General features: G+C 67.0%; 27 protein-coding genes and 1 pseudogene. 11 read left to right on the top strand and 17 right to left on the bottom strand.

Translation table 11 applies throughout. From position 1 onward, the window contains the following. Window positions 1–357: 357 nt before the first annotated feature. Window positions 358–2,403, bottom strand: coding sequence for a heavy metal translocating P-type ATPase (locus tag ACOI2T_RS01210; protein WP_409504155.1), 2,046 nt, complete (start codon window positions 2,401–2,403; stop codon window positions 358–360). 62 nt (window positions 2,404–2,465) lie between these two features. Here ACOI2T_RS01210 and ACOI2T_RS01205 point away from each other — a divergent pair, with 62 nt between their 5' ends. The 3 genes from ACOI2T_RS01205 to aqpZ all read left to right on the top strand — a co-directional run bounded on the left by ACOI2T_RS01205 (window position 2,466) and on the right by aqpZ (window position 5,586). Then, a complete protein-coding gene (locus tag ACOI2T_RS01205; RefSeq protein WP_409504154.1) occupies window positions 2,466–3,269 on the top strand; it encodes a PaaI family thioesterase in 804 nt (267 codons plus the stop codon). A gap of 32 nt (window positions 3,270–3,301) precedes the next feature. Continuing rightward, window positions 3,302–4,672 carry a chloride channel protein gene (locus tag ACOI2T_RS01200; protein ID WP_409504153.1) on the top strand — a complete coding sequence of 457 codons (1,371 nt, stop codon included), beginning with the start codon at window positions 3,302–3,304 and terminating at the stop codon, window positions 4,670–4,672. 134 nt (window positions 4,673–4,806) lie between these two features. Next, the gene (aqpZ, locus tag ACOI2T_RS01195; RefSeq protein ID WP_409504152.1) at window positions 4,807–5,586 is read left to right on the top strand and encodes an aquaporin Z; all 780 of its coding nucleotides are present in this window, start codon (window positions 4,807–4,809) and stop codon (window positions 5,584–5,586) included. On the opposite strand, the gene ACOI2T_RS01190 is transcribed toward aqpZ, so the two are convergent. From ACOI2T_RS01190 to ACOI2T_RS01175, 4 genes are all read right to left on the bottom strand, one after another. Next, complete coding sequence (locus tag ACOI2T_RS01190) at window positions 5,574–6,401, bottom strand: MBL fold metallo-hydrolase (protein WP_409504151.1); 828 nt, start codon at window positions 6,399–6,401, stop codon at window positions 5,574–5,576. The genes aqpZ and ACOI2T_RS01190 overlap by 13 nt on opposite strands. 59 nt (window positions 6,402–6,460) lie before the next feature. After that, window positions 6,461–7,024, bottom strand: coding sequence for a Dps family protein (locus ACOI2T_RS01185; protein ID WP_409504150.1), 564 nt, complete (start codon window positions 7,022–7,024; stop codon window positions 6,461–6,463). A 78-nt stretch (window positions 7,025–7,102) separates the two neighbouring features. Beyond that, window positions 7,103–8,002 (bottom strand): DNA-3-methyladenine glycosylase family protein, encoded by a 900-nt coding sequence (locus ACOI2T_RS01180; protein ID WP_409504149.1) that lies wholly within the window; start codon window positions 8,000–8,002, stop codon window positions 7,103–7,105. Window positions 8,003–8,043: 41 nt separating this feature from the next. Next, a complete protein-coding gene (locus ACOI2T_RS01175) occupies window positions 8,044–8,403 on the bottom strand; it encodes a DUF427 domain-containing protein (protein ID WP_409504148.1) in 360 nt (119 codons plus the stop codon). 59 nt (window positions 8,404–8,462) lie between these two features. Between ACOI2T_RS01175 and ACOI2T_RS01170 the strand changes: the two genes are divergently transcribed. After that, on the top strand, window positions 8,463–8,921 hold the full coding sequence (locus tag ACOI2T_RS01170) for an SRPBCC family protein (RefSeq protein ID WP_409504147.1): 459 nt from the start codon (window positions 8,463–8,465) through the stop codon (window positions 8,919–8,921). Window positions 8,922–9,045: 124 nt separating this feature from the next. Further along, the gene (locus ACOI2T_RS01165) at window positions 9,046–9,213 is read left to right on the top strand and encodes a hypothetical protein (RefSeq protein ID WP_409504146.1); all 168 of its coding nucleotides are present in this window, start codon (window positions 9,046–9,048) and stop codon (window positions 9,211–9,213) included. Window positions 9,214–9,270: 57 nt separating this feature from the next. Here the strand turns inward: ACOI2T_RS01165 and ACOI2T_RS01160 are convergent, their stop codons facing one another. The 4 genes from ACOI2T_RS01160 to ACOI2T_RS01145 all read right to left on the bottom strand — a co-directional run bounded on the left by ACOI2T_RS01160 (window position 9,271) and on the right by ACOI2T_RS01145 (window position 12,124). After that, window positions 9,271–10,089: a class I SAM-dependent methyltransferase gene (locus ACOI2T_RS01160; RefSeq protein WP_409504145.1), complete on the bottom strand. Its 819-nt coding sequence runs from the start codon at window positions 10,087–10,089 to the stop codon at window positions 9,271–9,273. A 62-nt stretch (window positions 10,090–10,151) separates the two neighbouring features. Further along, a complete protein-coding gene (locus tag ACOI2T_RS01155) occupies window positions 10,152–11,177 on the bottom strand; it encodes an NAD-dependent epimerase/dehydratase family protein (protein ID WP_409504144.1) in 1,026 nt (341 codons plus the stop codon). Then, window positions 11,174–11,677 (bottom strand): nuclear transport factor 2 family protein, encoded by a 504-nt coding sequence (locus ACOI2T_RS01150; RefSeq protein WP_409504143.1) that lies wholly within the window; start codon window positions 11,675–11,677, stop codon window positions 11,174–11,176. The genes ACOI2T_RS01155 and ACOI2T_RS01150 overlap by 4 nt, the downstream gene beginning before the upstream one ends. Before the next feature lie 42 nt (window positions 11,678–11,719). Then, window positions 11,720–12,124, bottom strand: a complete 405-nt coding sequence (locus ACOI2T_RS01145) for a hypothetical protein (RefSeq protein ID WP_409504142.1) — start codon at window positions 12,122–12,124, stop codon at window positions 11,720–11,722. Between the two features lie 53 nt (window positions 12,125–12,177). On the opposite strand from ACOI2T_RS01145, the gene msrA reads away from it, so the two are divergent. Next, on the top strand, window positions 12,178–12,693 hold the full coding sequence (msrA, locus tag ACOI2T_RS01140) for a peptide-methionine (S)-S-oxide reductase MsrA (protein ID WP_067854892.1): 516 nt from the start codon (window positions 12,178–12,180) through the stop codon (window positions 12,691–12,693). A 3-nt stretch (window positions 12,694–12,696) separates the two neighbouring features. On the opposite strand, the gene ACOI2T_RS01135 is transcribed toward msrA, so the two are convergent. Beyond that, window positions 12,697–14,040, bottom strand: a complete 1,344-nt coding sequence (locus ACOI2T_RS01135; protein WP_409504141.1) for a cytochrome P450 — start codon at window positions 14,038–14,040, stop codon at window positions 12,697–12,699. A gap of 92 nt (window positions 14,041–14,132) precedes the next feature. On the opposite strand from ACOI2T_RS01135, the gene ACOI2T_RS01130 reads away from it, so the two are divergent. After that, window positions 14,133–14,750, top strand: coding sequence for a TetR/AcrR family transcriptional regulator (locus ACOI2T_RS01130; protein ID WP_409504140.1), 618 nt, complete (start codon window positions 14,133–14,135; stop codon window positions 14,748–14,750). A 4-nt stretch (window positions 14,751–14,754) separates the two neighbouring features. Here ACOI2T_RS01130 and ACOI2T_RS01125 read toward each other — a convergent pair. Continuing rightward, a pseudogene (locus ACOI2T_RS01125) lies at window positions 14,755–15,033 on the bottom strand (SDR family oxidoreductase); the annotation flags it as partial. Next, complete coding sequence (locus ACOI2T_RS01120) at window positions 14,997–15,566, bottom strand: TetR/AcrR family transcriptional regulator (protein ID WP_067854879.1); 570 nt, start codon at window positions 15,564–15,566, stop codon at window positions 14,997–14,999. The pseudogene ACOI2T_RS01125 and the gene ACOI2T_RS01120, both read right to left, overlap by 37 nt. A gap of 53 nt (window positions 15,567–15,619) precedes the next feature. Here ACOI2T_RS01120 and ACOI2T_RS01115 point away from each other — a divergent pair, with 53 nt between their 5' ends. Continuing rightward, the gene (locus ACOI2T_RS01115) at window positions 15,620–16,291 is read left to right on the top strand and encodes a class I SAM-dependent methyltransferase (RefSeq protein ID WP_409504139.1); all 672 of its coding nucleotides are present in this window, start codon (window positions 15,620–15,622) and stop codon (window positions 16,289–16,291) included. Between the two features lie 13 nt (window positions 16,292–16,304). Here the strand turns inward: ACOI2T_RS01115 and ACOI2T_RS01110 are convergent, their stop codons facing one another. The 5 genes from ACOI2T_RS01110 to ACOI2T_RS01090 form a co-directional block, all read right to left on the bottom strand. Then, window positions 16,305–17,372 (bottom strand): MMP endo-(1,4)-3-O-methyl-alpha-D-mannosidase, encoded by a 1,068-nt coding sequence (locus tag ACOI2T_RS01110; protein ID WP_409504138.1) that lies wholly within the window; start codon window positions 17,370–17,372, stop codon window positions 16,305–16,307. A gap of 7 nt (window positions 17,373–17,379) precedes the next feature. Then, on the bottom strand, window positions 17,380–18,102 hold the full coding sequence (locus tag ACOI2T_RS01105) for a class I SAM-dependent methyltransferase (RefSeq protein ID WP_409504137.1): 723 nt from the start codon (window positions 18,100–18,102) through the stop codon (window positions 17,380–17,382). Continuing rightward, a complete protein-coding gene (locus ACOI2T_RS01100; RefSeq protein ID WP_409504136.1) occupies window positions 18,096–19,343 on the bottom strand; it encodes an MMP alpha-(1->4)-mannosyltransferase in 1,248 nt (415 codons plus the stop codon). Before ACOI2T_RS01100 ends, ACOI2T_RS01105 begins: the two co-directional genes overlap by 7 nt. A gap of 134 nt (window positions 19,344–19,477) precedes the next feature. Next, the gene (locus ACOI2T_RS01095; RefSeq protein ID WP_409504135.1) at window positions 19,478–19,936 is read right to left on the bottom strand and encodes a PPOX class F420-dependent oxidoreductase; all 459 of its coding nucleotides are present in this window, start codon (window positions 19,934–19,936) and stop codon (window positions 19,478–19,480) included. After that, a complete protein-coding gene (locus ACOI2T_RS01090) occupies window positions 19,906–20,466 on the bottom strand; it encodes a hypothetical protein (RefSeq protein ID WP_409504134.1) in 561 nt (186 codons plus the stop codon). Before ACOI2T_RS01090 ends, ACOI2T_RS01095 begins: the two co-directional genes overlap by 31 nt. A gap of 122 nt (window positions 20,467–20,588) precedes the next feature. Here ACOI2T_RS01090 and ACOI2T_RS01085 point away from each other — a divergent pair, with 122 nt between their 5' ends. The 3 genes from ACOI2T_RS01085 (at window position 20,589) to ACOI2T_RS01075 (ending at window position 23,731) form a co-directional block, all read left to right on the top strand. Continuing rightward, window positions 20,589–20,882 (top strand): hypothetical protein, encoded by a 294-nt coding sequence (locus tag ACOI2T_RS01085; RefSeq protein WP_409504133.1) that lies wholly within the window; start codon window positions 20,589–20,591, stop codon window positions 20,880–20,882. A gap of 95 nt (window positions 20,883–20,977) precedes the next feature. Continuing rightward, window positions 20,978–21,778, top strand: a complete 801-nt coding sequence (locus tag ACOI2T_RS01080) for a DUF427 domain-containing protein (protein ID WP_409504132.1) — start codon at window positions 20,978–20,980, stop codon at window positions 21,776–21,778. 105 nt (window positions 21,779–21,883) lie between these two features. Continuing rightward, window positions 21,884–23,731, top strand: coding sequence for a hypothetical protein (locus ACOI2T_RS01075; protein WP_409504233.1), 1,848 nt, complete (start codon window positions 21,884–21,886; stop codon window positions 23,729–23,731).

Raw genomic sequence — 23,731 nt, 5'->3', positions numbered from 1 at the left:
GGCGGTGGAAGCCCTTCGTGCAGCACTGAACGACGGCTATGCCCCACACGCCATAAGTGGACAAAACGATAAGACAGAAACCGTGCGACATGCCAACTTAGCCAAGCCTAACTATACTCGCTGGTCAACGGAGTTCCGTTGCGGCGCGGGCAGTGCCAGAATGTCGAATCACGTTGCAACAGAGGGTATTTCACGCAGCCACCTATCAGGTGGTTGCCACCCCTTCGAAGCCTCTTACCCGCCCCCTACCGACAATTCGTTTGCTGTAGCTCTTGTTATGCAGCCGTTATTGTGCTGTGATGGGTCGTTATTTTATTTGCTGAAAAGCTTAGTCAGATTCTTAGAATTGGTCGCTGATCACGTTCGGCCCGCCCGAACGGCGGATTCGGGCCGCAAATCGAGCCGGCGCAACAACTGCGCGTTGAGCGCAACCACCACAGTCGACACCGACATGAGCACCGCGCCCACCGACATCGGCAGCACGAACCCGACGGGAGCGAGCACACCCGCGGCCAACGGAACCGAGATGAGGTTGTAACCCGCTGCCCACCAAAGGTTTTGGCGCATCTTCCGGTAGGACTGCGTCGACAGCTCGATCACCGATAGCACCGAACGCGGATCGGAGCTCGCCAGGATCACGCCTGCCGACCCGATCGCGACATCGGTACCGGCGCCGATCGCGATGCCCACGTCGGCCTGTGCGAGTGCCGGTGCGTCATTGACGCCGTCACCGACCATCGCCACGGTCAGTCCCTCGCGCTGCAGTTCGGTGACCTTGGCGGCCTTGTCCTCGGGACGCACGCCGGCATAGAACCGGTCGATTCCGAGATCGGCGGCGACGGCTGCCGCGACGGGCTCGGCGTCGCCGGTGATCATGACGACGCTGACCCCGCGCTCGTGGAGCGCGTCGACCGCCTGTCGGGATTCCGGACGGATCTCGTCGGCCAGCGCCAATGCACCGGCGACCGCCCCGTCGACCAGAACGTGCAGCACGATCGCCCCGTGCCACTGCGTGGTCTCCGGCAACGGGGCTACGCCGGCCTGTTCGAGCAGCCGTGGTCCGCCGACCTGGACCCGACGGCCCGATACGACCGCGCTGACGCCGACCGCGGGCGACGACGTGAATTCCGACGCCGAGGAGACCGCCAGGCGACGACGCTGCGCCGCTGAGACGATCGCCTTGGCCAGTGGGTGCTCCGAGGCCGCTTCGGCTGCTGCCGCGAGCGTCAGCACCTCGTCGTCGCTCCCGCCGGTCGCCAGCACCCCCGTCACCGCGGGCTCGCCCTTGGTCAGCGTCCCGGTCTTGTCGAACAGCACGGCCTTCACCGAGCGCATGGTCTCCAACGCCAGCCGGTCCTTGACCAGGACACCGCCCCGCGCGGCCCGCTCGGTCGCGATGGACACCACCAGCGGGATCGCCAGACCGAGTGCATGGGGGCAGGCGATCACCAGGACGGTGATCGTGCGGACGACGGCCTCGTCGGGCTGCCCCAGATACGTCCAGACGATCGCGGTCAGAATCGCTGCGCCCAAGGCGAACCAGAACAGCCAGCCCGCCGCCCGATCCGCGAGCCGCTGAGCGCGAGACGAGGAGTTCATCGCATCGGTGACGAGGCGTTGAATGCCCGCGAGCGCGGTGTCCTCGCCGACGGCGGTCACCGTGATCCGCAAGCCGGAATCCGTCGCCACCGTGCCGGCGACGACGTTGTCGCCGACGCTGCGGCGCACCGGCCGCGACTCGCCGGTCACCATCGATTCGTCGACGTCGGCCGAGCCGTCCACGATCCTTCCGTCGACCGGGACACTGCCGCCCGGCCGCACGATCACGAGGTCACCGACGCGCAGGTCCGCAGGCGCGACCGTGACGATCTGTTCGGTGCCACCGCTGTCGTCGACCCGCTCGGCCTCGTCGGGCAACAACGCCGCCAACGAGTCGAGCGCCGATGTGGTCTGCGCGAGCGAACGCATCTCGATCCAGTGGCCGAGCAGCATGATCACGATCAGCAGCGCGAGCTCCCACCAGAAGTCCAGCTGGTGGTGTAGAAGGCCGAGGCTCGCGCCCCACGAGGCGAGGAACGCGACCGTGATCGCCAGGCCGATCAACAGCATCATTCCCGGTGCGCGCGAGCGTATTTCGCTGACGGCACCGACCAGGAACGGCCGGCCACCCCAGACGTACATGACCGTTCCGAGCACCGGCGACACCCAGCGCAGCCCGGTCGCGTCGGGAATCGAATAGCCGAGCAGCATCGCGAACATCGGCGAGAAGAGGACGGTCGGGACCGCCAGGATCGCCATGATCCAGAACAGCCGCCGGAACTGCCCGGCGTGGTCCCCGTGACCGCCCCCATGCCCCTCGGCGTGTCCGGAATGTCCGTGTTGTGCGTGATCGGTCATGGTCATGCCGCCATGATATACCCCCTGGGGGTATATGGCCACCGCCCCGAACGGCACTGTGGACGGCCATGCACTATCCGCTGAGTACCCCGCTGGGCCGCATGGGCGTCGAAACCCAGATCGAGGGCCCCGATCGGTGCGTCGCCTCGATCCCGGCGGGTGGACTTCTCAACCCGTTCACGGGTGCACCGACGCTCGTGCCGGTGGCGATGCTCATCGACCACGTCGGCGGCCTGGTCAATCACCACCGCCGCGGACCGGACGAGTGGACGGTGTCGAGCGAGCTCGCCGTGGAGTTCGCCCCGAACGCGGTCGAGCTCGTCAGCGCGGCTCCGCAGCTTCCGGTCGTGGCCACCGGGCGTCCGTTCGGCCCGACCGGGGCCGCGCCACTGGCACTGTGCGAGCTCACCCATGCCGGGCAGCTCCTCGCGACCGCCACGGTGCGGTCGTTTCACATCACCGCGCCGGGCCACCTCGTCGAGTGGCCGACCGACTCGGCCGACGCCGCCCTACCGGCAACACTGACCGACCGGATGGCGGTGGAAGTCGCCGAGAGCGGCGGAACGACCAAGGTGTTGCGCCAGCTGTCGGACCCGGTGATCAACAACAGCCTCGGCATCGTCCACGGCGGGATGTCGGCAGCGGCTCTGGAACTCGTGGCGTCGGCAGCGGTGAACGAGGGGCAGGAGGCAAGCCCCATGCGGACGGGCTCCCTGCGCATCAATTTCCTGCGCCAGTTTCGTGGCGGCGACGAATCCCGCTATGAGGGCAAGGCCGTCCGGGTGGGCCGCAGCACCGCGGTGGCCGACGCGTCCGCTGTCGGCGACGACGGCAAGGTCGCGCTGCTGGCGCGCCTCACCGCGTACCGCTGAACGCCGACCGGTTCCCCAGTACCATCCGCAACATGCGCCAGACGCACGAATCCGACGGTGGCCTCGGCGGATTCATCCGGCAGTCCGGCTATCTGCGCAAGTGGTTGATCCTCGGCATATCGATCGGCATCATCGCCGGGCTCGGTGCGGTGGTGTTCTACCTGGCACTCGACTATGCCGGCCGGTTCCTGCTCGGCTACCTCGGCGGCTACGACATCCCGAAACCGACCGGTGACGGCGGCGATCCCGGCTCGGCCGGATTCGACCGGCCCTGGGCGATACCGCTGATCGCGTGCGGCGGCGCACTCATCTCGGCCCTGCTCGTGGCGAGATTCGCCCCGGAAGCCGAAGGCCACGGCACCGACAACGCGATCGAAGCCGTGCACACCGATCCACGCAGCATCCGGGTCAGGGCCATCGTGGTGAAAACCATTGCGAGCGCCTTGACGATCGGTTCGGGTGGATCCGGTGGCCGGGAAGGCCCGGCCGCTCAGATATCGGCCGGATTCGGCTCGCTGCTCACGCGTTGGCTCAACCTGTCCGACGAGGACGGCCGGTTGGCGGTGTCGCTCGGAATCGGTGCTGGCATCGGAGCCATCTTCGGCGCGCCGCTCGGCGGGGCGGTGCTGGCCGCCTCGATCGTCTACCGCGAAGACTTCGACTACAAGGCGCTCGTACCCGGGTTCATCACGTCGGCAACCGCATATGCGGTCTTGGGTTCGTTCCTCGGGTTCGACCCGCTGTTCGGCTTCCTGGCCGCCGACTACCGGTTCGATCACCCGCTGGATCTCGGTTGGTTCGTGGTGCTCGGGGTGCTCGCCGCGGGCGTCGGCTGGCTCTACGCCCGGGTCTTCTACGGCACCGTCGCACTCACCGCGAAACTGCCCGGCGGCAAGGTCGTCAAACCCACGCTGGGCGGGCTCGCGGTGGGCCTGCTGGCTCTGATCATCCCGCAGGTACTCGCCAGCGGGTACGGCTGGGCCGAAAAGGCCGCGGCCACCGATACTTTGATGGCCATCCCGTTGTGGATCGTGCTGCTGATGCCGTTCGCGAAGATCCTCGCCACGTCCCTGTCCATCGGCACCGGCGGATCGGGCGGCATCTTCGGACCCGGCGTGGTGATCGGCGCATTCCTCGGCGCCGCGCTGTGGCGCCTCGGCGACGTGCTCGGGGCGCCCGGTTTGCCGGACAGCCCAGCGGTTTTCGTCGTGGTGGGCATGATGGCGTGCTTCGGCAGCGTCGCACACGCCCCGTTGGCAGTGATGATCATGGTGTGCGAGATGACCGGCTCGTTCTCCGTGATCCCGTGCGCGATGGTCGCGGTCGGTATCGCCTATCTGCTGATCTCCCGGACCGACGTGTCCATCTACCGAGCTCAACGGCTCGACCGCGATCACGTGTAACGGAAACGTGGAGCACCGGTTTCGGTGGGATAGCGTTAATTTCGGTCAGCGAACAGTTTGACAACGATGACTCTGCCATCGAACGATGGCGTGCGACGGTACCGAGGACCACACCCGACAGTGGAGGAGTCCTCATGAATACGCCCACTATGACACATAGATTGGCGGCTGAGTTCATCGGCACGTTCTGGCTGGTTCTCGGCGGCTGCGGTAGCGCCGTCTTCGCCGCCAAGTTCGTCGCCGACGACGGGATCTCGCTTGGGATCGGCTTTCTCGGCGTCTCGCTGGCATTCGGCTTGACCGTGCTCACCGGCGTGTACGCGTTCGGCGTCATCTCGGGCGGTCACTTCAACCCGGCCGTCACCCTCGGCGCAGCACTGGCGCGCCGGGTCGAGTGGAAAGCCGTTGTGCCGTATTGGATCACCCAAGTCATCGGTGGCCTGGCGGCCGGCCTGGGGATCTATGTGATCGCCAAGGGACAGGACGGGTGGACCGCGACCGGCAACATGGCGGCCAACGGTTACGGTGACAACTCGCCTGGCGGCTACTCGCTCGTGGCGGTGCTGATCGCCGAGATCGTCCTGACCGGCATCTTCCTGCTCGTCATCCTCGGCTCGACCGATGACCGGGCGCCGAAGGGCTTCGCCGGCCTGTCGATCGGCCTCACGCTGACACTGATCCACCTCATCTCGATTCCGATCTCCAACACATCGGTCAACCCGGCCCGGTCGACGGCGGTCGCGTTCTTCAACGGCGACGGCGCGCCCGCACAGCTGTGGGTGTTCTGGCTGGCGCCGCTGATCGGTGCGGCGATCGCCGGTGTGGCCTACCCGTATCTGTTCGGCGTCGCCGAGGAATTGGCCGATCGCCCGGTCCGTGACGACGCGCTCGAACCGCCCGATCAGGTGAGGTGATCGAACTCGCCACTGACCCAGCGGATGTGAGTCTCAGCTGATCGGTGCACCACATCCTTGGCGGCGCTGTCGATCTCATCGCCGCCAAGGGTGTAGAGCCGGTCGTAGTCGTAGGCGTCCAGCCGGTCCACGATCCGGCGCACGACCGCCGCCGACAACGGGACATGTTTGGGGAAGTTTCGCTGGAACGACACCCAGTTCTTGGCCAGGCCACCGCTGATGCTGTCGCCGGTGAGCAGGGTGCCGTCCGCGGTCAGCGCCACCGAACTGCCGCGCATGTGCCCGCCGACGTGGATGAGCCGTACACCGGGGACCGGTTGGATCTCTCCGTTCCACAACTCGATCAACGGGTCCGGAGACGGAATCCACTCCGCGTCAAGCTCGTTCACGTAGACCGGTACGCCGCCGAATTCCCGGCTCCAGCTCAGCTGGGCGCCGAACATATGCGGGTGGCTGGCCGCGATCGCCGCGACACCGCCGAGCCGGCGGACGACGCCCAGGATTTCGTCGTCGAGGTAGCTCGGCGCATCCCACAGCAGATTGCCGGCGGAGGCCTGTACCAGATATGAGCGATGACCGATCGCGAACCGCGGCGCCCGCCGGAGGCTGTGGACGCCGCGGCCGTGATCGACATGCTCGGTGTGATGCTGTTGCGCGGCAAGCGCTTCCAACGTGGTCCACGTGCCGTGCGGCGGCAGGTCGCCGCGCTCCTCGATCGAGACGACCTCAGAGGTCAACACACAGCTGTTCTCCGGCGGCCTGCGGTCGGAATCGGCGTGCTCGACGCCGCATCCCGTGCATATCCAAGTTGGCATGCCACCAGGCTGGCACCTCAACAGAGGTTGAGGTCAACAACCTGGCGGCACAGTCGAGATCACGCGCTCTTGCGGCGCGCCTTACCGGCGGCTCCCTTTTCGGTCGGTTGGCCCTCGTGCGCGAGTTGGCCGCCCGCACTCTCCAGATGCGCTCGCACGAACCACTGGAACTTCTCGAGTTCGGCCGAGTGGTCGATCAAGACGTCCTGCGAGACGAGATCAAGGTCTTCGAGCCGCTCGATGGCCTTGCGGGTGTCTTCGATGACCCCGTTGTAGACGAGATCGAGCGCGGCCAGGTGCGCTTGGACATTGTCGCGGCCCACGGAGTAGTCGTCCCAGCTGCGGTCGGAGACGATGGCGCCCGGCGTGCCCTTCGGCGAGGCGCCAAGGGCCGCGATCCGCTCGGCGACCTCGTCGGCGTAGCCGCGCACGAGCTCCACCTGCGGGTCGATCATCTCGTGCACCCCGATGAAGTTCGGGCCCACGACGTTCCAGTGAATGTGCTTGAGCGTCAGGTGCAGATCGTTGTAGGTGCTCAACTGCTTCTGCAAGAGCTCGGCTACCTCTGCGCCCTGCTTGTCCGTGAGGCCGGGGATGGTGAAGGTGTTCTTCGATGAGGGCATGTCGTCGGCTCCTTTCGCCTGCGGTGTAGTCCGGGCCTCGGGTACCCAACGGCACCGCCCGCTAATCACCGGCGAACGTCAGAGCGCACGTAGGTTCGGAATGGCCTGACGTGCGGCACGCCGCTGATATCCCACCAGGCCACTGGCTTCCAGCAATCGCACGGCCCGGTGTCGATGCGGGCGCAGCGGCTCCAGCAATTCGACCATCTCGTCGTCGTCGATCGGCTTGCCCAGCAGGCTCATCCCCACGATCTTCGCCAAGTGATAGTCACCGACGGACAAGGCGTCGGAGTCGCCGAACGCCCGCTGCACGGTCTCTGCGGCCGTCCACTCCCCCACCCCGGGCAGCGACCGCAGGCCCGTCACCGCACGGTCGGCGGTCAGCCGCTCCAACGAGTCCGCGCGCTGCGCGCAGCCGACGATGGTGCGTGCCCGTCCCGGATCGACGTTGGCCCGGTGGTATTCCCAGGACGGTATGCGCCGCCACACCTCGGCCGCCGGTGGCACCCGCATGCCGGTGGGCGCGGGGCCGGGAGCCGGCGGCCCGTACTTCGTCACCAGCCTGCGCCACGCCCGCCACGCGTCCATGCCGTACACCCGCTGTTCGAGGATCGCCGGGATCAACGCCTCCAGCAGTCGTCCGGTTCGCCCCAGTCGCAGATGCGGAACGCGCCGGTATGCTTCGGCGATCGTCGGCTCGACGGGGTCGAAGCCGGAATCGTCGTCCTCGGTTCCCAGCAGTGGGCCGAGCCCGTCGAGAAACTCCGAAGCGCCGTCGCCCCATGCGTCGCAGTCCACGGTGTCCGGTGACGACTTGCTGATCCGTGCGGTGACCGGGCCGCTCGTCATCATGCTCGTACGCCAGATGGCGCCGTCGGCTGCGATCCGGAAGCACGGATCACCACCGCCGCGGCGCAACGGAGCCAGTGTCAGGCCCGGGCTGGCCGGACCGGTGAAGACGACGCTGGCACTGGGCATCGCACCAGGCTAAGCCCCGCCAGGACGACGGCGGTAACTCCTCAGGACACCGTGATGTCGGCCTTGTCGGCGTAGAACGCCACCCGACCGGCGATCTCGGCGACCGCCGGATAGGGCTGTTCGTACGTCCAGATGACGTCCTCGGCGGTGCCGACGTTGTAGTAGTTGGCCTCACCCTTGAACGGGCAGTACGTCGTGGTGTCGCTGCGAGTCAGCGCCGACGGGTCGACATCCGCCAGCGGGATGTACTGCACGGCGGGGTAGGTGGATTCCTGCAACGTCAGCGCATCGTCGGTCTCGGCGACGACGACGCCGCCGACCCGCACGGTGACGTGCCGGCCGGTTGGGGTGACAGTGATGGGGTGTGCGGCAGACGGCTGCAGCACCGGGCGTTCGGTCATGAACGTTGCAACGTGACCGCGCTCACCGTTCTTCCGGCCCGGTCAATACGATTCTTCGCATGACTGCTCCCGTGAAAGCCTCCGTCTCGATCGCCGCCGATCCCGCCGCGGTGTACGCGCTCATCACCGATCTGCCGACGCTGGCATCGCTCGCCGAAGAAGCCCATGCGATGCAATGGCAGAAGGGCGGATCGGCGACTCCGGGCGCGGTATTCAAGGGTCACAACCGCAACGGTTCGAAGACGTGGAGCACCACCTGCACGGTCACCGACGCCGAGCCCGGCAAGACCTTCGCGTTCGACGTCAACTCCCTCATATTTCCCGTCGCACACTGGCGCTACGACATCGCACCGACCGACACCGGCTGCACGGTGACCGAGTCGACGTGGGACCGCCGCGCCGGCTGGTTCAAGGCGATCGCGGGCCGGGCGACCGGGATCACAGACCGCGATACGGCCAACGCGAAACACATCGAACTGACCCTGCAGCGGCTCAAGGAGAAGGCGGAAACCCCGTAGAACGCGGGTCGAACATACTTGTTTCTGCCAACTCACGATCAATCTCTGCCAGCGGAATTATCGCTCTGACCAGTCTGTTTAGACAGACATACGCGATACAGCGAATGTCAGAGGAGACAGAGAAATGAAGAAGTTCGGAATCGCCGGCGCCATCGCCACCGGTTTTGCCGCCGCATTCATCGGCTTGGCCGGACCGGCCTCCGCAGACGTCGGCCACCACGACTGGGTGCACGACATTCAGCAGCGGGCCACCGTCAGCCAGACCGTCCCGGTTTTCGGCAACGGCCGCTGACACCCATCACCTTCGACAGGGGCACCCCACCGGGGTGCCCCTGTTTCGCGTATGGCCTCAGAACGCGTAGCGGTGATACTGCGCCATGTACCGCAGTGCGGGCACGGGCCGCATGATGGCGGCCATCAGCCGGAAGTACCACGCCACTTCGTTGAACGCCGCGTCGTCGAACGGCGATGACCATGCCAGCAGTCTGGTGCCCGGCACCGCGCGCAGAACGTCGTCGGGCTTGTTGATCGCCCAGTACAGCGTCGATCCGGAGCGCCGCACCACCGCGTTCATCCACTGCGACTTGATGCCCAACGAGTTGAACGCGTCGAACTGCAACTCCCCGGACGGGAACCGGTCGACGATGCGTCGCAGCAGGGCGACACCGTCCTGTTCGGTCAGGTACATCGTGAGGCCCTCGCCGATCATCAGCACCGGGCGGTCGGCCGGAATGTCTTGCAGCCAAGCCGGATCCGTCACCGACGCCGACACCACATGATAGTGCTCGCGCGTCGGGTACAGCTGCTCACGTAGGCGCGCGACGTCGGGGTAGTCGACGTCGTACCACTCGACACCCGGCCCCGGCTGGAGCCGGAAGAACCGGCCGTCCAGGCCGCAGCCCAGGTGCAGCACCACGGCCTGCGGGTGCACGTCGAGAAACTGGCGTGCCCATCGGTCGAAGTGCGCACTGCGGGTGGTCACGGACGGCGAGTTCGCCGCGGTGATCGACGTCTTGCTCCAGTCGTAGTCGATTCGGTCGGCGATGTCCTTGGCCAGGCGGTCGCCCAGGATGGGCTTCGGCAGCCCGGCGTCGAGCGCTTTGGCGTAGAACGTCGCGAGCATGGTCTGCGGCGCCCCGCTGAGGTCGACTTTGAGTTTGTCGGTCATGCCTCCACGCTAGCCCGCAATAACCTTGCGGCACAGTGGCTTAACACCCACCGGCGTGGCGTTCAGCCGGCCTTGCGGGCCTGCTTCGCGGCTCGGAGGCCCGCCCAGAACTTCGCCGCATCGACGATCGATTCCTCCACCGGCCTTGGCTCCCAACCGAGTTCGCGCACGGCTTTGGCATGGTCGAGTGGGGCTTCGGCCCGCATCAACCGCAATGACTCCAGTGACAGCCGCTCGTCGGTGCCACGCAATTTGCCCTTGACGCTGCCCGCGGCCGCCAGCAGATACGACACCGGAAGCGGGATGGACCGCGCCGGCGGCGCCACCCCGGCTGCCTCGGCCGCCAACCTCGCGACCTCGGCGTTACTGATCATCTTCTCCGAGATCAGATACCGCTCGCCCGAGCGTCCCTTGTCGGCGGCCAGGATCAGTGCCCGGGCCGCATCGTCCACGCCGACCGCTTCCAGTTCGATGCCGCTCATCACGAACGGCAACTTGCCGAACGCGGCACCGGCGATGATCGCGCCGTGCGGGGTTCGTCCCCAGTCGCCGCTGCCGTACGTGGTGGACACGCACATCGCGACGGCGGGAAGGCCACGTTCGCGCGCGTAACTCAGCACGAGCTCCTCGGCCTGTACGCGGGACCGCACGTACGGCGTCACGCGGCGCACGTCGACGAGGTCGTCCTCGGTGGCGCGCCGCCCACGTTTGCGGCCGACGGTGACGTAGCTGCTCGTGTAGACGAACTTCCGTAGTCCGGCCGCGATGTCGGGTTCGGTTGCGACGTCGAGCACGTGGCGGGTGCCCTCGACGTTCGTGCGGAACAGCGGGGCCGGGTCGCGCAGCCAGCCCCTGGCGTCGACGACGCAGTAGTACACAACGTCACAGCCGGACATGGCTTCGCGCAGTACGTCGGCGTCGAAGACGTCACCGACGAACCGGTTGACCGGCAGGTCGTCGATACCGACGGTGTTCGCGCCGGTCCGCACCATCGCGCGGATCTCGCGTCCGTCGTCACGCGCGACGAGTTGTCGAAGAACATGCGAGCCGAGGAATCCGTTGGCGCCGATGACCAGCTGGGCACTCACTTGCTCTTACCCCCGAACTGCTGCATCCAGGCTGCCGCCTCGTCAGGCAGATTGCCGAGTTCGGCGGCCTTGCGACACCATTTCATGCCCGCGGACACGAACCGCATCGGGTTGTAGATGTCCTCCTGTCGCGACCAGAGCCCGTCGCCTGCGTAGGTGATGATCGAGATGTTGGTGGCGCTGATGATCGTCCCGTCACCGGGATCGACCATCGGGTTGTCTAGTTCGCAGATGATGCGACCGGTCGGCTCGTCGATCACCGACCAGAGCGACGGGAACGCCGTCATGTAGCTGCCGGGAAACGCCGTCATCGTCTTCCAGATCCAGGCGCGCACCTGCTCGCGGCCTTTCATCGTGCCCGCGGCGTGCTCGATGTAGTCGACGTCCGGGGTGTAGTGCTCGACCCACACGTCCCAGTCCTTGGTCTGCGCGGCCCGGTCGACGGTCTGCTCAAACGTCTCGAATGCGGCGGCCAGTTCGTCGCGGGTGAACTTGCTCACCGAAGAACTAGAACACGTTCTAGTCGAGTTTGTCGAGAGCCGTCATTGCGCAGCCATCACCACGCGACCGCCGAGCGGACCCTGCAGCGGCACGTCCATCGTGCCGTCGACCGCGAGTGCGATGCACATCCGGCCGACCGCCTCCGGAGGTGTCCCGCCGTGCAGCTCGACCATCACCGTTTCGGGGGTCTCCTGCGTGGTCAGGTGCACGCCGAAGCAGTCCGGGGTTCCCGCGGTGAAGTTGATCCGCAGCCCCTGGCCGTGCCGGCTCCACGAGTCGATCTTGGTCGTGTGCTGATCGACGATCCAGGGGTTGTCGACGAAGACCGTGCGTGCGGGTTCGGCAGGCACTTCAGGCACGACGACGGTGTTCGGCTCGGCGGCTGCGACCGGCACCGTTGTTGCCAGGAGTAAACCGGTGAGCGCGGTGGTTACCACTACACGCATGCGTTCCACCGTAGCGCCGCGCACAATGAAGGTGACAGAAGGAGATAACGCGTATGAGCAACTACTCCACCGCGATCCTCGCCGGCGGCTGCTTCTGGGGCATGCAGGACCTGATCCGTAAGCAACCCGGCGTGGTGTCCACCCGGGTGGGCTACACCGGCGGCCGCAACGACCACCCCACGTACCGCAACCATCCCGGCCATGCCGAGGCGATCGAGATCGTCTATGACCCCGCGCAGACCGATTACCGCGCGCTGCTGGAGTTCTTCTTCCAGATCCACGATCCGACCACGAAAGACCGTCAGGGCAACGACGTCGGCACGAGTTACCGGTCGGCGATCTTCTACCTCGACGACGAGCAGAAGCGCATCGCGCTGGACACCATCGCCGATGTCGACGCATCGGGGCTGTGGCCGGGCAAGGTGGTCACCGAGGTGACGCCGGCGAGTGACTTCTGGGAGGCCGAGCCCGAGCATCAGGACTACCTGCTGCGCTACCCCAACGGGTACACGTGCCATTTCCCGCGCCCGGGCTGGAAGCTGCCCCGGCGCGAGACGGCCAGCCAGTAGGCGTCAGGCGCCCAGCGGCTCGGCGCGGCGGCGGACGACGACCCGTCCGCCCGCCGCCGGCGTGTAGGCGACCCCGCGGGAGTGCACCTTCTCGTCGGGCTTGGTGGTGGTCTCGATGATGAAGTGCCGCAACACCGTTCGCAGGACGACGTCCATCTCGATGTTGGCGAACGCGGCGCCGACACAGCGCCGGGTGCCCCCACCGAACGGGATCCAGCCCAGACCCGGCCGGCTTCCGACGAAACGCTCGGGATCGAACCGGTCCGGATCCGGGAACTCCTCGTGACGTTCCTGGATCTGCGAGATCGCGACGATGATCGAGTATCCACGCGGAATCACCCAGTCGCCGAGTTCGAACGACGGTGCGTAGACGTGGCGGCCCGCGAAGTCGATGACGGTGCGGGCCCGCTGCACTTCGAGAATCGTGGCCTGGCGGTACTCGTTGCCGTCGGTGGCCGCCTCGGCGACGAGACGGGCCAGCACCTGCGGATGGCGGCTGATGCGCTCGAACGCCCAGCCCAACGTCGACGCCGTCGTCTCGTGCCCGGCCGCCAGCAGCGTCAGCAGCTCGTCCCCGATGTCCTTGCGGGACATGGTCGAACCGTCTTCATAGGCACTGCGCAACAAGAGCGCCAAAATGTCGTCGCGACGGTCGAAGTCCGGATCGGCCTCGACGCGGTCGATCAGCCGGTCGATCACGTCGTCGTACTGCCTGCGGTAGGCGGCGAGCCGGCCCCACGGGCTGAACCGGCCATAGGTGCGCTTGGGTGTCGGCAGCACCGCCAGCCGCGACCCCAGGGTCACCCACGGCGGGATGATGCGGCGCAGCTCGTCGAGTTGTTCACCGTCGGCGCCGAACACCGCGCGCAGGATCGCGTTGAGCGTTATGCGCATCATCGGTTCGAGCGTTTCGAACTCCTGCCCCTCGGGCCAGGTCGCCGATTCCCGCAGGGTCTCCTCTTCGAAGATCTTCTCGTAGTTCTTGATGCTCTTGCCGTGGAACGGCGGGGTGAGCAGCTTGCGCCTGCTGCGGTGATCGGAGCCGTCAAGCGCGAACACCGACCCGGAGCCGAGGATGCGGCTGAGGTTGGGCTGGATGTTGCCGACGTCGTCGGTGTTGGCCTGGAAGAGCTGCTTGGCCAGTTGCGGTTCGGCGACGATGACGGTGCGCCCGAACACCGGCACATGGAGCGTGAAGATGTCGCCGTAACGGCGCGACACCTGCTTGACCACCCAGCGGCGCGCTGCCGAGAACGCGACGCCCTGCACCAGTCGAGGCAGTTGCGGCCCCGGCGGGATCCGGTGAGCGCGCGTGGAAGTTTCGAGAACGGGCACTGTTTCGGTCATGCCATCTCCAAGCCAGGTCCTTGGTACTGCGGTGTACCAGAAGCGATGTGTAGTACGGTACTCGCAGGTACCACACAGCGCAAGGGGGTCTCATGACGACCGCATCCGCGCTGACCGGTGCCGGATCGAACGCCGGCACCGACGCGTTCCGGCTGCGGCTGCTCGACGGGCTCACCGCCGCGATCAATGACAAGGGCTATCGCGACACCACCGTCGCCGATATCGTCCGCCACGCCCGCACGTCCAAGCGCACGTTCTACGACCAGTTCGCGAGCAAGGAAGAGTGCTTCATCGAGTTGCTGCGGGCCAACAACGCCGCGCTCGTCACCCGGATCCGTGGCGCGGTCGACGCCGACGCCCCCTGGCAGGACCAGATCGGCCAGGCCGTCGGCGCCTACGTCGATCACATCGAGTCGGCGCCGGCGATCACGCTCAGCTGGATCCGCGAGCTTCCCGCGTTGGGCAGCGCGGCCCGTCCGTTGCAACGTGCGGCACTGCGCGAACTCACCGATCTGCTCATCGAACTCAGCGGCAGCGCGGGTTTCCGCCATGCCGAGTTGCCCACGCTCACCCGGCCGATGGCGATCATTCTCCTGGGCGGATTACGCGAACTCACCGCGCTGATCGTCGAGGACGACCGCGACATTCGCGAGATCTACGAACCGGCACTGGCGGCGTCGAAGGCCATCCTCGGGCCGAGGCCGGACTAGTACTTCAGCGGCGCGAACGCGAATAGCCGAGGAAACGCAACAGGTACCGCGGCACGGATCTCGCCGGAACCCGAGTCGGCCAGGCATCGGGACGGAAATAGGCGTCGGAACCACCATCGACGAAAACTACGCTGCCACAAAGGAAATCGGCCGCATCGGACAGCATGAACATCATCCAGTCGGCGAGTTGGCCGGCATCGCCGTAACCACCGACGGGCACTGCATACGTACCCATCGCGGCGAGCTTCAGCTCAGCACCAGGCGCGCCGACTTCTCCAGCCGCCGTGCGATATCCGGGTACGACTCGTATCCCATGCCGGCCCATACGAGGGTTCCGGTGTAGAGCAGCTCGAGTGCCTCGATCACGTCGCCGTCCACGTCCGGCCCGAGTGCCGCGACGAGACGCAGCCGGATGTCGGCGCCGATGCGCTGCCGCAGGACGTCGACATCGGGGTCCTTGCCGAGCAACGCATTGGTCACCGCACCGGCGAACTCGGGTTCGTCGGCGACCAGCGACGCGATGTGCTGCAGTACCTCGACGACCCGGGTGGCCGGATCGGGTGACTCGTGCACCGCGGGCGGCGAGGCCGACAGCCGACGCCAGAACACCTCGGCGACAAGGTGTTCCTTCGACGAGAAATAGGTGTAGGCGGTCGCCGAACCGACGCCTGCCTCGGCAGCCACCCGGCGCACGGTCAGGCCAGGGAAACCCTCGCGGCTGATCAGCTCCACGGCGGCCCGGCCCAGACGTTCGACGGTGTCAGCCTGCCGTGCGCTCAGACGACGGCGAGTCGACTCCAGAGCCGGATCGGACACGTGTCCGGACGCTACTACAACTACGGGTGACCAGCAACGGTATGTTGTCACCCATGAGCCCTGCCGACACCGCGTTGCCGCCACGCGCCGAGCGCTTGTTCACCCTGGCCGAGCAGGTCATCGGCTTCATGCCGGCCGACGAGGGCCGTGCGCTGTACGACGCCGCGGTCGCCTACCTCGACGGCGGGGTCGGGGTCGAGATCGGCACCTACTGCGGCAAGTCGACGGTCATGCTCGGCGCGGCGGCTCAAGAGACGGGCTCGGTGCTCTACACCGTCGATCACCACCACGGTTCCGAGGAACACCAGCCCGGCTGGGAGTATCACGACACCACGCTCGTCGACCCGAAGACGGGCCTGTTCGACACCTTGCCGACGATGCGGCACACGCTCGACGCCGCGGGTCTCGACGAGCATGTGGTGGCCATCGTCGGCAAGTCCCCGGTCGTCGCGCGCGGTTGGCGAATGCCGTTGCGGCTGTTGTTCATCGACGGCGGGCACACCGAAGAGGCGGCGCAGCGCGACTTCGAGGGGTGGGCGCGCTGGGTCGAGGTCGGCGGCGCGCTGATCATCCACGACGTCTTCCCCAATCCGGACGACGGCGGGCAGGCGCCGTTCCACATCTATCAGCGTGCGCTGAACACGGGAGCGTTCCGGGAGGTCTCGGCGACGGGTTCGATGCGCGTGCTGGAACGCACCTCGGGCACACCGGGCGAGCTGGACTGACGCCCCGGCCGGTCTAGTTGACCACGCACTCGCAGTCGTATTCGCCTTCGAGTCCGCGTGGCAGGCCCTCGCCGCGGAAGATGCCGCTCGCGGCAGTTGTCGACGACAGCGCGTCGGCGGCCAGGATCATGGCCGCACCGGTCCAGGTGGTGCGCTCCTCGGGCCAGCGCTTGCCGTCGGCGAAAACCAGCCCGGTCCAATAGGATCCGTCGGCTTCGCGCAGGTGGTGCATGGCTGCGAACTGCTCGTGGGCACGCCGCCTGTCGCCGATCGCGTCGAGCGCCATCACGAGCTCACATGTCTCGGCTCCGGTGACCCACGGCCGGTGGTCGACGCAGCGGATACCGAGGCCGGGCACCACGAAGTCATCCCAGCGGCCGTCGATCCGGGCTCTGGCGGCATCGTCGAGCAGGGCACCGCCGAGCACCGGGTAATACCACTCCATCGCGTGAGTGTCCTTGGCCGCGAACGCTTCCGGGTGTTCGGCGATGGCGTGGCCCAGGCGGCCGACCGCGACCTCCCATTCCGGTTGCGGATCGCCCAGGTAGTCCGCGAGGGCCAGGCCGCAGCGGATGCTGTGGTAGACGCTCGCGCATCCGGTCAGCAGCGCTTCCTCGACCGGGCCGGAAGGTGTGCTGGCCCAGTAGATCTCGCCGCCGGGCGCCTGCAGCCCGAGCACGAAGTCGATCGCTCGGGTCACCACGGGCCACATGGTCTCGGCGAATCCGCGATCGCCGGTGACGAGGACGTGGTGCCACACCCCGGTCGCGACGTAGGCGCAGAAGTTGCTGTCGCTGTTGGCATCTTCGACGACCCCGTTGCGCAGCTGGATCGGCCAGGAGCCGTCGGCCCGCTGGACGGTGCGGCACCAGTCGAACGCCGCGCGCGCCGGTTCGATGAGCCCGGCCACGGTGAGCGCCATGGCGTTCTCGACGTGGTCCCACGGATCGGTGTGGCCACCGTCGAACCACGGCAGCGCACCTGAGGATTCCTGGGTTGCCGCAATCGACCGCGCGGTCTGCAGGCAGTCGTCCGGCGTCAACACACCGGGCACGCCCGGGAGCTCAGGCAAGCGCAACATCCACCACCTACTTGCCGTGGCCCGGCTTGACGAAGTACAACGCCACGCTCTTGCCGATGAACGGGTTGAGCAGCGACTCCGCGGCGCGGGTGAGCCACGGCCGGCCCATCATGTCCCACACGAGCAACTGGTGGTAGGCCTTGACCGCCGGGTGATCGTTCTTGTCCGTCCCGACAGCGCATTTCAGCCACCAGTACGGCGAATGCAGGGCGTGCTCGTGGTGGGTGTGGGTCAGCTTGAGACCGTGGGCGAGCACTTTGTCGCGAAGTTCGTCGGCCTTGTAGATCCGGATGTGGCCGCCCTCGTTGGCGTGGTATTCGTCGGACAACAGCCAGCACACCTTCTCGGGCAGCCAGCGCGGCACCGTGATCGCCAGCGAGCCACCAGGTTTGAGCACCCGCACGAGTTCGGCGATGGCGCGGTCGTCCTCGGGGACGTGCTCGAGGATCTCCGATGCGATGACGCAGTCGAACGTGCCGTCGGAGTACGGCAGATCCAACGCGTCGCCCTTGACGGCCTCGCCGCGCGCGGAGAGGGGGACCTCGCCCTCTTCGCGCATCGCCTGCAGCATCGTGTCGACGTCGTTCAGATCGGACACGCTCTGGTCGAATCCGATCACGTGCGCGCCCCGCCGGTACGCCTCGAAGGTGTGCCTGCCCGCGCCGCAACCGACGTCGATCACCGACGTGCCCGGGCCGACACCGAGCCGGTCGAAGTCGACGGTCAGCATGGCCCCACCTTCTTCCCCATCCGTTCGCGAGCCAGCTCGTAAACCCAGACCGTCTGCGCGGCAACCGATTCCCAGCTGAAGACATCCAGCGCCCGCTGCCGTCCCGCCGCGCCCAACCGGCGGCGCTCGAGCGGCGAGTCGAGCAACTGGCCGAGCACCGCGGTGAGTTCGTCGACATCGGCCGGGCGCACCAAGCGCGCACATTCGCCGTCCGGGCCGACCACTTCGGGCAGGGCGCCCGCGCGGCTGGCCACGATCGGGGTACCGCTGGCCATGGCCTCCACCGCGGGCAGCGAAAAGCCTTCGTAGAGCGAAGGAATACACGCGACCTCGGCCGAGGCGAGCAGGCCGGCCAGTTCTTCGTCGGTCAGCCCGCTCGAGCTGTGCACGATGTCGGAGATGCCGAGCTCAGCGATCAGCTTCTCGGTCGGGCCGTTGGGTTCGAGCTTCGACACCAACTGCACGTCGAGGTTGCGTTCCACGCGGAGCCGCGAAACCCCGTGCAGCAGATGGCTTATGCCCTTGAGCGGTACATCGGCACTGGCGATCGCGATGATCCGGCCGCTCACCCGCTGCTCGGCGGGTTTGAACAGCTCGGTGTTCACGCCGAGGGGCACGATGTGCAGCTGCCCCGGCGCCACGCCGAAGTCCTCGGCGATGTCGGCTGCCGACGATGACGACACCGTGAGCAGTTCCGGGATCTGCCGCGCGACCTTCTTCTGCATCTCGGCGAATCCATACCACCGGCGCACCAACGGTTTACGCCACCACTTGGCCGCGGCCACGTCGACCACGCGGTCACGCGTGATGGGATGGTGCACGGTCGCCACCACCGGCAGTCCCAGCCCGGCGATCTTGAGCAGATCGGAGCCAAGGCTCTGATTGTCGTGAACCACGTCGAACTCATCGCGCCGCTCGGCGAGGATGCGCGCGACGCGCATCGTGAACGTCCGCGGTTCCGGGAAGCCGGCCGTCCACATCGTCAGCAATTCCAGCGCGTCGATGCGGTCGCGGATCTCGCTTGGCCGCGGAACCCGGAACGGGTCGGGCTCGCGGTACAGGTCGAGGCTCGGGACCTTGGTCAGCGTCACCCGCGGGTCGAGACCCTCCGGGTACGGCTGGCCCGAGAAGACCTCGACGTCATGGCCGAGTTCGGCGAGGCCGCGGCTGAGATGACGCACATAGACGCCCTGGCCGCCACAGTGGGTCTTGCTCCGGTACGACAGCAATGCGATGCGCATGTCAGCTCACCCGGCGTCCGGAATCGCGCTGAACTGGGAAGACGCGCTCACGCGCCGACTCCGAAACCTCTGGACATGTGTCCAGACTATAGTTTGACGTGCTAGCCGACGCAACGCGTTCGCCAGCTACCGGCTCACCGCGGCGGGGGGAAGCCACCGGTCGCGACCGGACCCCAACGCGTCGGCGTGATGCGGATGAGGCACTTGCCTTGATCCACCATCGCCTGGCGATACTCCGCCCAGTCGGGGTGTTCGCCGGAGATGGACCGGAAGTAGTCGACCAGCGGTTCGACCGCGTCGGGCAGGCCGATCACCTCGGCATCGCCGTCGATTTGGACATACGGCCCGTTGAATTCGTCGGACAGCACGGTCACGCTCGCCCGCGGCGTACGGCCGATGTTGACCGACTTGGCTCGCTGCGGGTAGCTCGCGATCACGATGCGGCCCTGGGCGTCCACCCCGCCCGTCACCGGTGAACTCTGCAGCGACCCGTCGGCCCGGAAGGTCGTCAGCACCATCCGGTGCCTGGGTCGCACGAAATCGAGAAGCTTGTCGATACCTACTACGTCTGCGGTCGCATAGTTCCTGGCCATGCCTCGACGCTAGTGGGAAGTACGAACGCAAACGGCCGCGCGAAGCCCAATCCGGTTATGCGGGCCTCCCGCACCGCCGCCACGCGCACACCGATGACACGGCCCGAGGACGGCTCGTAGCACTGCAGCGCCTCGTCATTCGCGTCGACGATCAGCACCCAGTGCCGCGGTATGCCTCGTTCGCCGATCAGCATCGCGACCGGCAAGCCCGCCGCGACCGCACCGCGCACGTCTGCCAATGCGTCACGCCTGCCCCGGAACCGCCGCCAGCGGTAGGCGACCCCGCGGGCGGCGGCCAGGCCGGTCAGCGCCCGCGCCATGCCCGCCGGGGTCGTGCCGAGCCGGCGCGGCCAAACCCGATTGACCGATGCGTGGATGCGGCCCTGTTCCCGCGCGAACCACTCCTCGCCGTCGGGTTGCAGCAATCTGGCGCGGTGGGCCGGGTCGAGGAGGGTGCCCGCGACGATCGCGACGGTCGGACCGCATGTGATCCCGTCGCGCTGACGCAGCCGCCATGACGCCGGTCTCATTGTCCGCACACAAATTCTGACATCGGTCAATAAATTTCTGCCACCGGAAATTAAAAGGCCTGACCTGCTGGTTTATCAGGACATAACGCAGCCTAGCGAAGAGGATGAGAAGGAGCGCGAAAGTGCAGAAGACCGCGAAGGGGTTCGGGGTGGCCACCATCGCCGCAAGTGGATTGGCCGCCGCGATCATCGGCTTGGCCGCACCCGGCCATGCCGCACCGGCCGGACCCGACAACGCCCAGCAGACCATCAGCCAACTGCAGCGGCAGGGCTATGTCGTGATCGTCAATCGGCTCGGTTCGGCGCCGCTCGATCAGGCCACCGTCGTGGCGATCCGGCCCGGCCAGAACTACAGCCGTACCGACACGCTCAACTCGAGCGTCACGCAGCGCACGGTCTATGTCGACGTGAAGTAGCGCCGGCGGAAACCAGAGCCCCTGCCACCAGGCAGGGGCTCTTTGCTTTTCCCGACCGGCACGCACAACCGCCCGAGGCGGTCGATAATGGAGAAATGGCAGTGAAAATGGCCGATCTCCTGGCGAGCCAACTGCAATCGCTGCGATATCAGCCGACTGCCAAACGAATTCGAGCCTGCATGGGCGGCGAGCCCGTTGTCGACACATGCGACGCCGTACTGGTGTGGGAACCGCGCCGGGTGGTGCCGACCTATGCGGTGCCGCGCGCCGCGCTCAGCGCGCAGCTCGTCCCGGCCGGTGGCGATTGCGGCGACGACGAGATACCGGGATTCCTCGATCCGTCGGTGCCGTTCACCGCGCACACCGCCCCCGGCACATGTTTCGACGTCATCGCCGGCGAGGAAACCGGGCCCGCGGCAGCCTTCCAACCCGACGATCCCGACCTCGCCGATTTCGTGATCCTCGACTTCGCGACCTTCGAATGGCGGGAAGAGGACGAGCCGATCGTCGCGCACCCGCACGACCCGTTCCACCGCATCGACATCCGGCGCAGCCGCCGCACCGTCCGCATCGAACTCGACGGCACGGCCCTCGCCGAATCTTCGCGTCCGCTGCTGTTGTTCGAAACCGCGCTGCCGACGCGGTTCTATCTGCCGCGCGAGGACGTGGCGACGGCCCTGGACCTCAGCAAGACCGTCACGTACTGCGCGTACAAGGGCCGTGCCAGCTATTACTCGCTGCCGGGCGGACCTGCCGATTTGGCCTGGACCTACCACGAACCGCTGGTCGACGCCGAACCCGTGCGCGACCGCATCTGCTTCTTCGACGAGCACGTCGACGTTTTCGTCGACGGCGAACGGCGCGACCGGCCGGTCACGTCGTGGAGCAGAAAGTAGCTATCCAGGCCTCGCGGTACCGCGTACCTCTGTTTCGGCTAGCTCAGTTCTGGCAACATTACCCACCGGTAGCATCCGTTCGGGCATAGTCAGTGGGTGGGGATCATGATCGGTTCGTCGAACGTTTCGGTCAGCGCTGCAGCAGGCACCGAGGGCGGGGGCGCCGCACTCGACCAGGTGATCGGTATGTCGGTCGTCGCGATGGTCGTCACGGTCGCGCTGCTGTGGATCGGCTACCTGCACCGGCAGCGCCGCATCACGTGGCTCAACAACTTCGCCGAACGGCTCGGGCGCAAGTTCCACCGGCCGCCGTGGGTCGCGCTGCAGGTGTTCCTGTTCACCGCGACCATCATCTGCGCGCTGTTCGGCTTCATCTGGGACGTCAGTCTGCACATCGGAAAGGGCCGCGACGCCGGGCCACTGGCCAACCCGGCGCATTACTTCATCCTGATCGGCCTGTTCCTGCTGTTCATCGCCGGCTCGATGGCGATCGTGCTGCCGTACGAGAAGCCCGGGCCTGCCGCGATCCGGATCACCCGGAGTTGGTACGCACCGGTCGGCGGTGTGCTGATGGCGTTGTGCGGTCTGTACGCCCTGATCGGCTTCCCGCTCGACGACGTCTGGCACCGCATCTTCGGCCAGGACGTCACGCTTTGGGGCCCAACACATTTGATGTTGATCGGCGGCGCCGGGCTGTCACTGATCGCGGTGCTGTTGCTCGAACACGAGGGCCGGGTCTCGATGGGCTCCGAGATCGCCGACGACACGAAGTTCAACAAGTTCCTCTACTACCTGTCGTTTGGCGGCCTGTTCATCGGGCTGTCGGTGTTCCAGATCGAGTACGACTTCGGCGTCGAACAGTTCCGCCTGGTGCTGCAGCCGATGATGATCGCCGGTGCTGCGGCGATGGCGGCCGTTGCGGCCCGGCTCGTACTCGGGCCCGGCGGCGCGCTGATCGCTGCGGGATTGGCGGTCCTGCTGCGCGGTGCGGTTGCGCTGATCGTCGGCCCGGTGCTGGGTGCGCCGACCAGTTGGTTCGCCCTATATCTGGGACCGGCCCTGGTGGTGGAGCTGCTGGCGCTGACGCCACTTGTCAAGCGACCCATCCTGTTCGGCGCGATCGGCGGGCTGGGCGTGGCGACCGTCGGGCTGTGGCTTGAGTCGTTGTGGATCGGCGCCGTGTACCGCTACCCGTGGCCCACGAGTATGTGGGGCGAGGCGCTGGCGATGGCGGTACCCGTGGCAATCGGCATGGGATTGTGCGGTGCGCTGCTCGCGCTCGTGCTCACCGGCCAGCGGCTGCCGCGGCCGGCCGCAGGCATCTCGATCGTCGTGGCGACCGTCTTGGTGATCGGCGGCGCGGTGGCCAACGGCCTGCGTACCGAGGTTCCCGAAAGTGCCAATGCGACAGTCACTTTGACCGACCTGCCCAGTGACACCGACCAGCGGATGGTTTCGGCCGATGTGCAGATCACCCCGGCGAACCTGGTCAGCGACAATCCGGAATGGGTGTCGATCCTGGCCTGGCAGGGCGGGCTCGCCAACGAGCGGGGCCTGGTCGTCGACCGGCTGGAGAAGGTGGGCCCTGGCCACTACCGCTCGACTCGGCCGATCCCGGTGTCGGGCAGCTGGAAGACGATCCTGCGGATCCAGGACGGCCTCACCATGGCCGGAGTTCCGGTGTTCCTGCCCGCCGACCCCGGTATCGGCGCCGAGGAGACGCCCGCGCAGGCTTCCGCGACCCGTGATTTCGTGCAGGAGATCACGCTGCTGCAGCGCGAACGCAATCTGGACCACCCGTCGTGGTTGTTCAACGTGGCTTCGCTGGTGGTCCTGGTGTGCACGCTGATTCTGATAGCCGCACTGACGTGGGGCGCGGGCCGGATCAACGCGCGAGAGCTGGCCGCGGGCAGCAAGATCGACGAGCCACGGCCGGTGCAACCGCAGACGTGA

It is taken from the genome of Mycolicibacterium wolinskyi str. Jessa 2025 (genome assembly GCF_049241375.1).
GTDB classification, from domain to species: Bacteria; Actinomycetota; Actinomycetes; order Mycobacteriales; family Mycobacteriaceae; genus Mycobacterium; species Mycobacterium wolinskyi.
Note: the sequence above shows the minus strand (reverse complement) of the source record. Positions and strands in the feature narration are given on the sequence as shown.

Excerpts from the sequence above, each read along its gene's own strand:
- ACOI2T_RS01130 (WP_409504140.1), top strand. The coding sequence starts at position 14,133 with ATGACGACCGCATCCGCGCTGACCGGTGCCGGATCGAACGCCGGCACC.
- ACOI2T_RS01080 (WP_409504132.1), top strand. The coding sequence starts at position 20,978 with ATGGCAGTGAAAATGGCCGATCTCCTGGCGAGCCAACTGCAATCGCTG.
- ACOI2T_RS01190 (WP_409504151.1), bottom strand. The coding sequence starts at position 6,401 with ATGCCAACTTGGATATGCACGGGATGCGGCGTCGAGCACGCCGATTCC.
- ACOI2T_RS01180 (WP_409504149.1), bottom strand. The coding sequence starts at position 8,002 with ATGCCCAGTGCCAGCGTCGTCTTCACCGGTCCGGCCAGCCCGGGCCTG.
- ACOI2T_RS01175 (WP_409504148.1), bottom strand. The coding sequence starts at position 8,403 with ATGACCGAACGCCCGGTGCTGCAGCCGTCTGCCGCACACCCCATCACT.
- ACOI2T_RS01210 (WP_409504155.1), bottom strand. The coding sequence starts at position 2,403 with ATGACCATGACCGATCACGCACAACACGGACATTCCGGACACGCCGAG.
- ACOI2T_RS01145 (WP_409504142.1), bottom strand. The coding sequence starts at position 12,124 with ATGCGTGTAGTGGTAACCACCGCGCTCACCGGTTTACTCCTGGCAACA.
- ACOI2T_RS01165 (WP_409504146.1), top strand. The coding sequence starts at position 9,046 with ATGAAGAAGTTCGGAATCGCCGGCGCCATCGCCACCGGTTTTGCCGCC.
- ACOI2T_RS01105 (WP_409504137.1), bottom strand. The coding sequence starts at position 18,102 with ATGCTGACCGTCGACTTCGACCGGCTCGGTGTCGGCCCGGGCACGTCG.
- ACOI2T_RS01160 (WP_409504145.1), bottom strand. The coding sequence starts at position 10,089 with ATGACCGACAAACTCAAAGTCGACCTCAGCGGGGCGCCGCAGACCATG.
- ACOI2T_RS01135 (WP_409504141.1), bottom strand. The coding sequence starts at position 14,040 with ATGACCGAAACAGTGCCCGTTCTCGAAACTTCCACGCGCGCTCACCGG.
- ACOI2T_RS01115 (WP_409504139.1), top strand. The coding sequence starts at position 15,620 with ATGAGCCCTGCCGACACCGCGTTGCCGCCACGCGCCGAGCGCTTGTTC.
- msrA (WP_067854892.1), top strand. The coding sequence starts at position 12,178 with ATGAGCAACTACTCCACCGCGATCCTCGCCGGCGGCTGCTTCTGGGGC.
- ACOI2T_RS01090 (WP_409504134.1), bottom strand. The coding sequence starts at position 20,466 with ATGAGACCGGCGTCATGGCGGCTGCGTCAGCGCGACGGGATCACATGC.
- ACOI2T_RS01200 (WP_409504153.1), top strand. The coding sequence starts at position 3,302 with ATGCGCCAGACGCACGAATCCGACGGTGGCCTCGGCGGATTCATCCGG.
- ACOI2T_RS01075 (WP_409504233.1), top strand. The coding sequence starts at position 21,884 with ATGATCGGTTCGTCGAACGTTTCGGTCAGCGCTGCAGCAGGCACCGAG.
- ACOI2T_RS01205 (WP_409504154.1), top strand. The coding sequence starts at position 2,466 with ATGCACTATCCGCTGAGTACCCCGCTGGGCCGCATGGGCGTCGAAACC.
- ACOI2T_RS01100 (WP_409504136.1), bottom strand. The coding sequence starts at position 19,343 with ATGCGCATCGCATTGCTGTCGTACCGGAGCAAGACCCACTGTGGCGGC.
- ACOI2T_RS01185 (WP_409504150.1), bottom strand. The coding sequence starts at position 7,024 with ATGCCCTCATCGAAGAACACCTTCACCATCCCCGGCCTCACGGACAAG.
- aqpZ (WP_409504152.1), top strand. The coding sequence starts at position 4,807 with ATGAATACGCCCACTATGACACATAGATTGGCGGCTGAGTTCATCGGC.
- ACOI2T_RS01110 (WP_409504138.1), bottom strand. The coding sequence starts at position 17,372 with ATGTTGCGCTTGCCTGAGCTCCCGGGCGTGCCCGGTGTGTTGACGCCG.
- ACOI2T_RS01095 (WP_409504135.1), bottom strand. The coding sequence starts at position 19,936 with ATGGCCAGGAACTATGCGACCGCAGACGTAGTAGGTATCGACAAGCTT.
- ACOI2T_RS01170 (WP_409504147.1), top strand. The coding sequence starts at position 8,463 with ATGACTGCTCCCGTGAAAGCCTCCGTCTCGATCGCCGCCGATCCCGCC.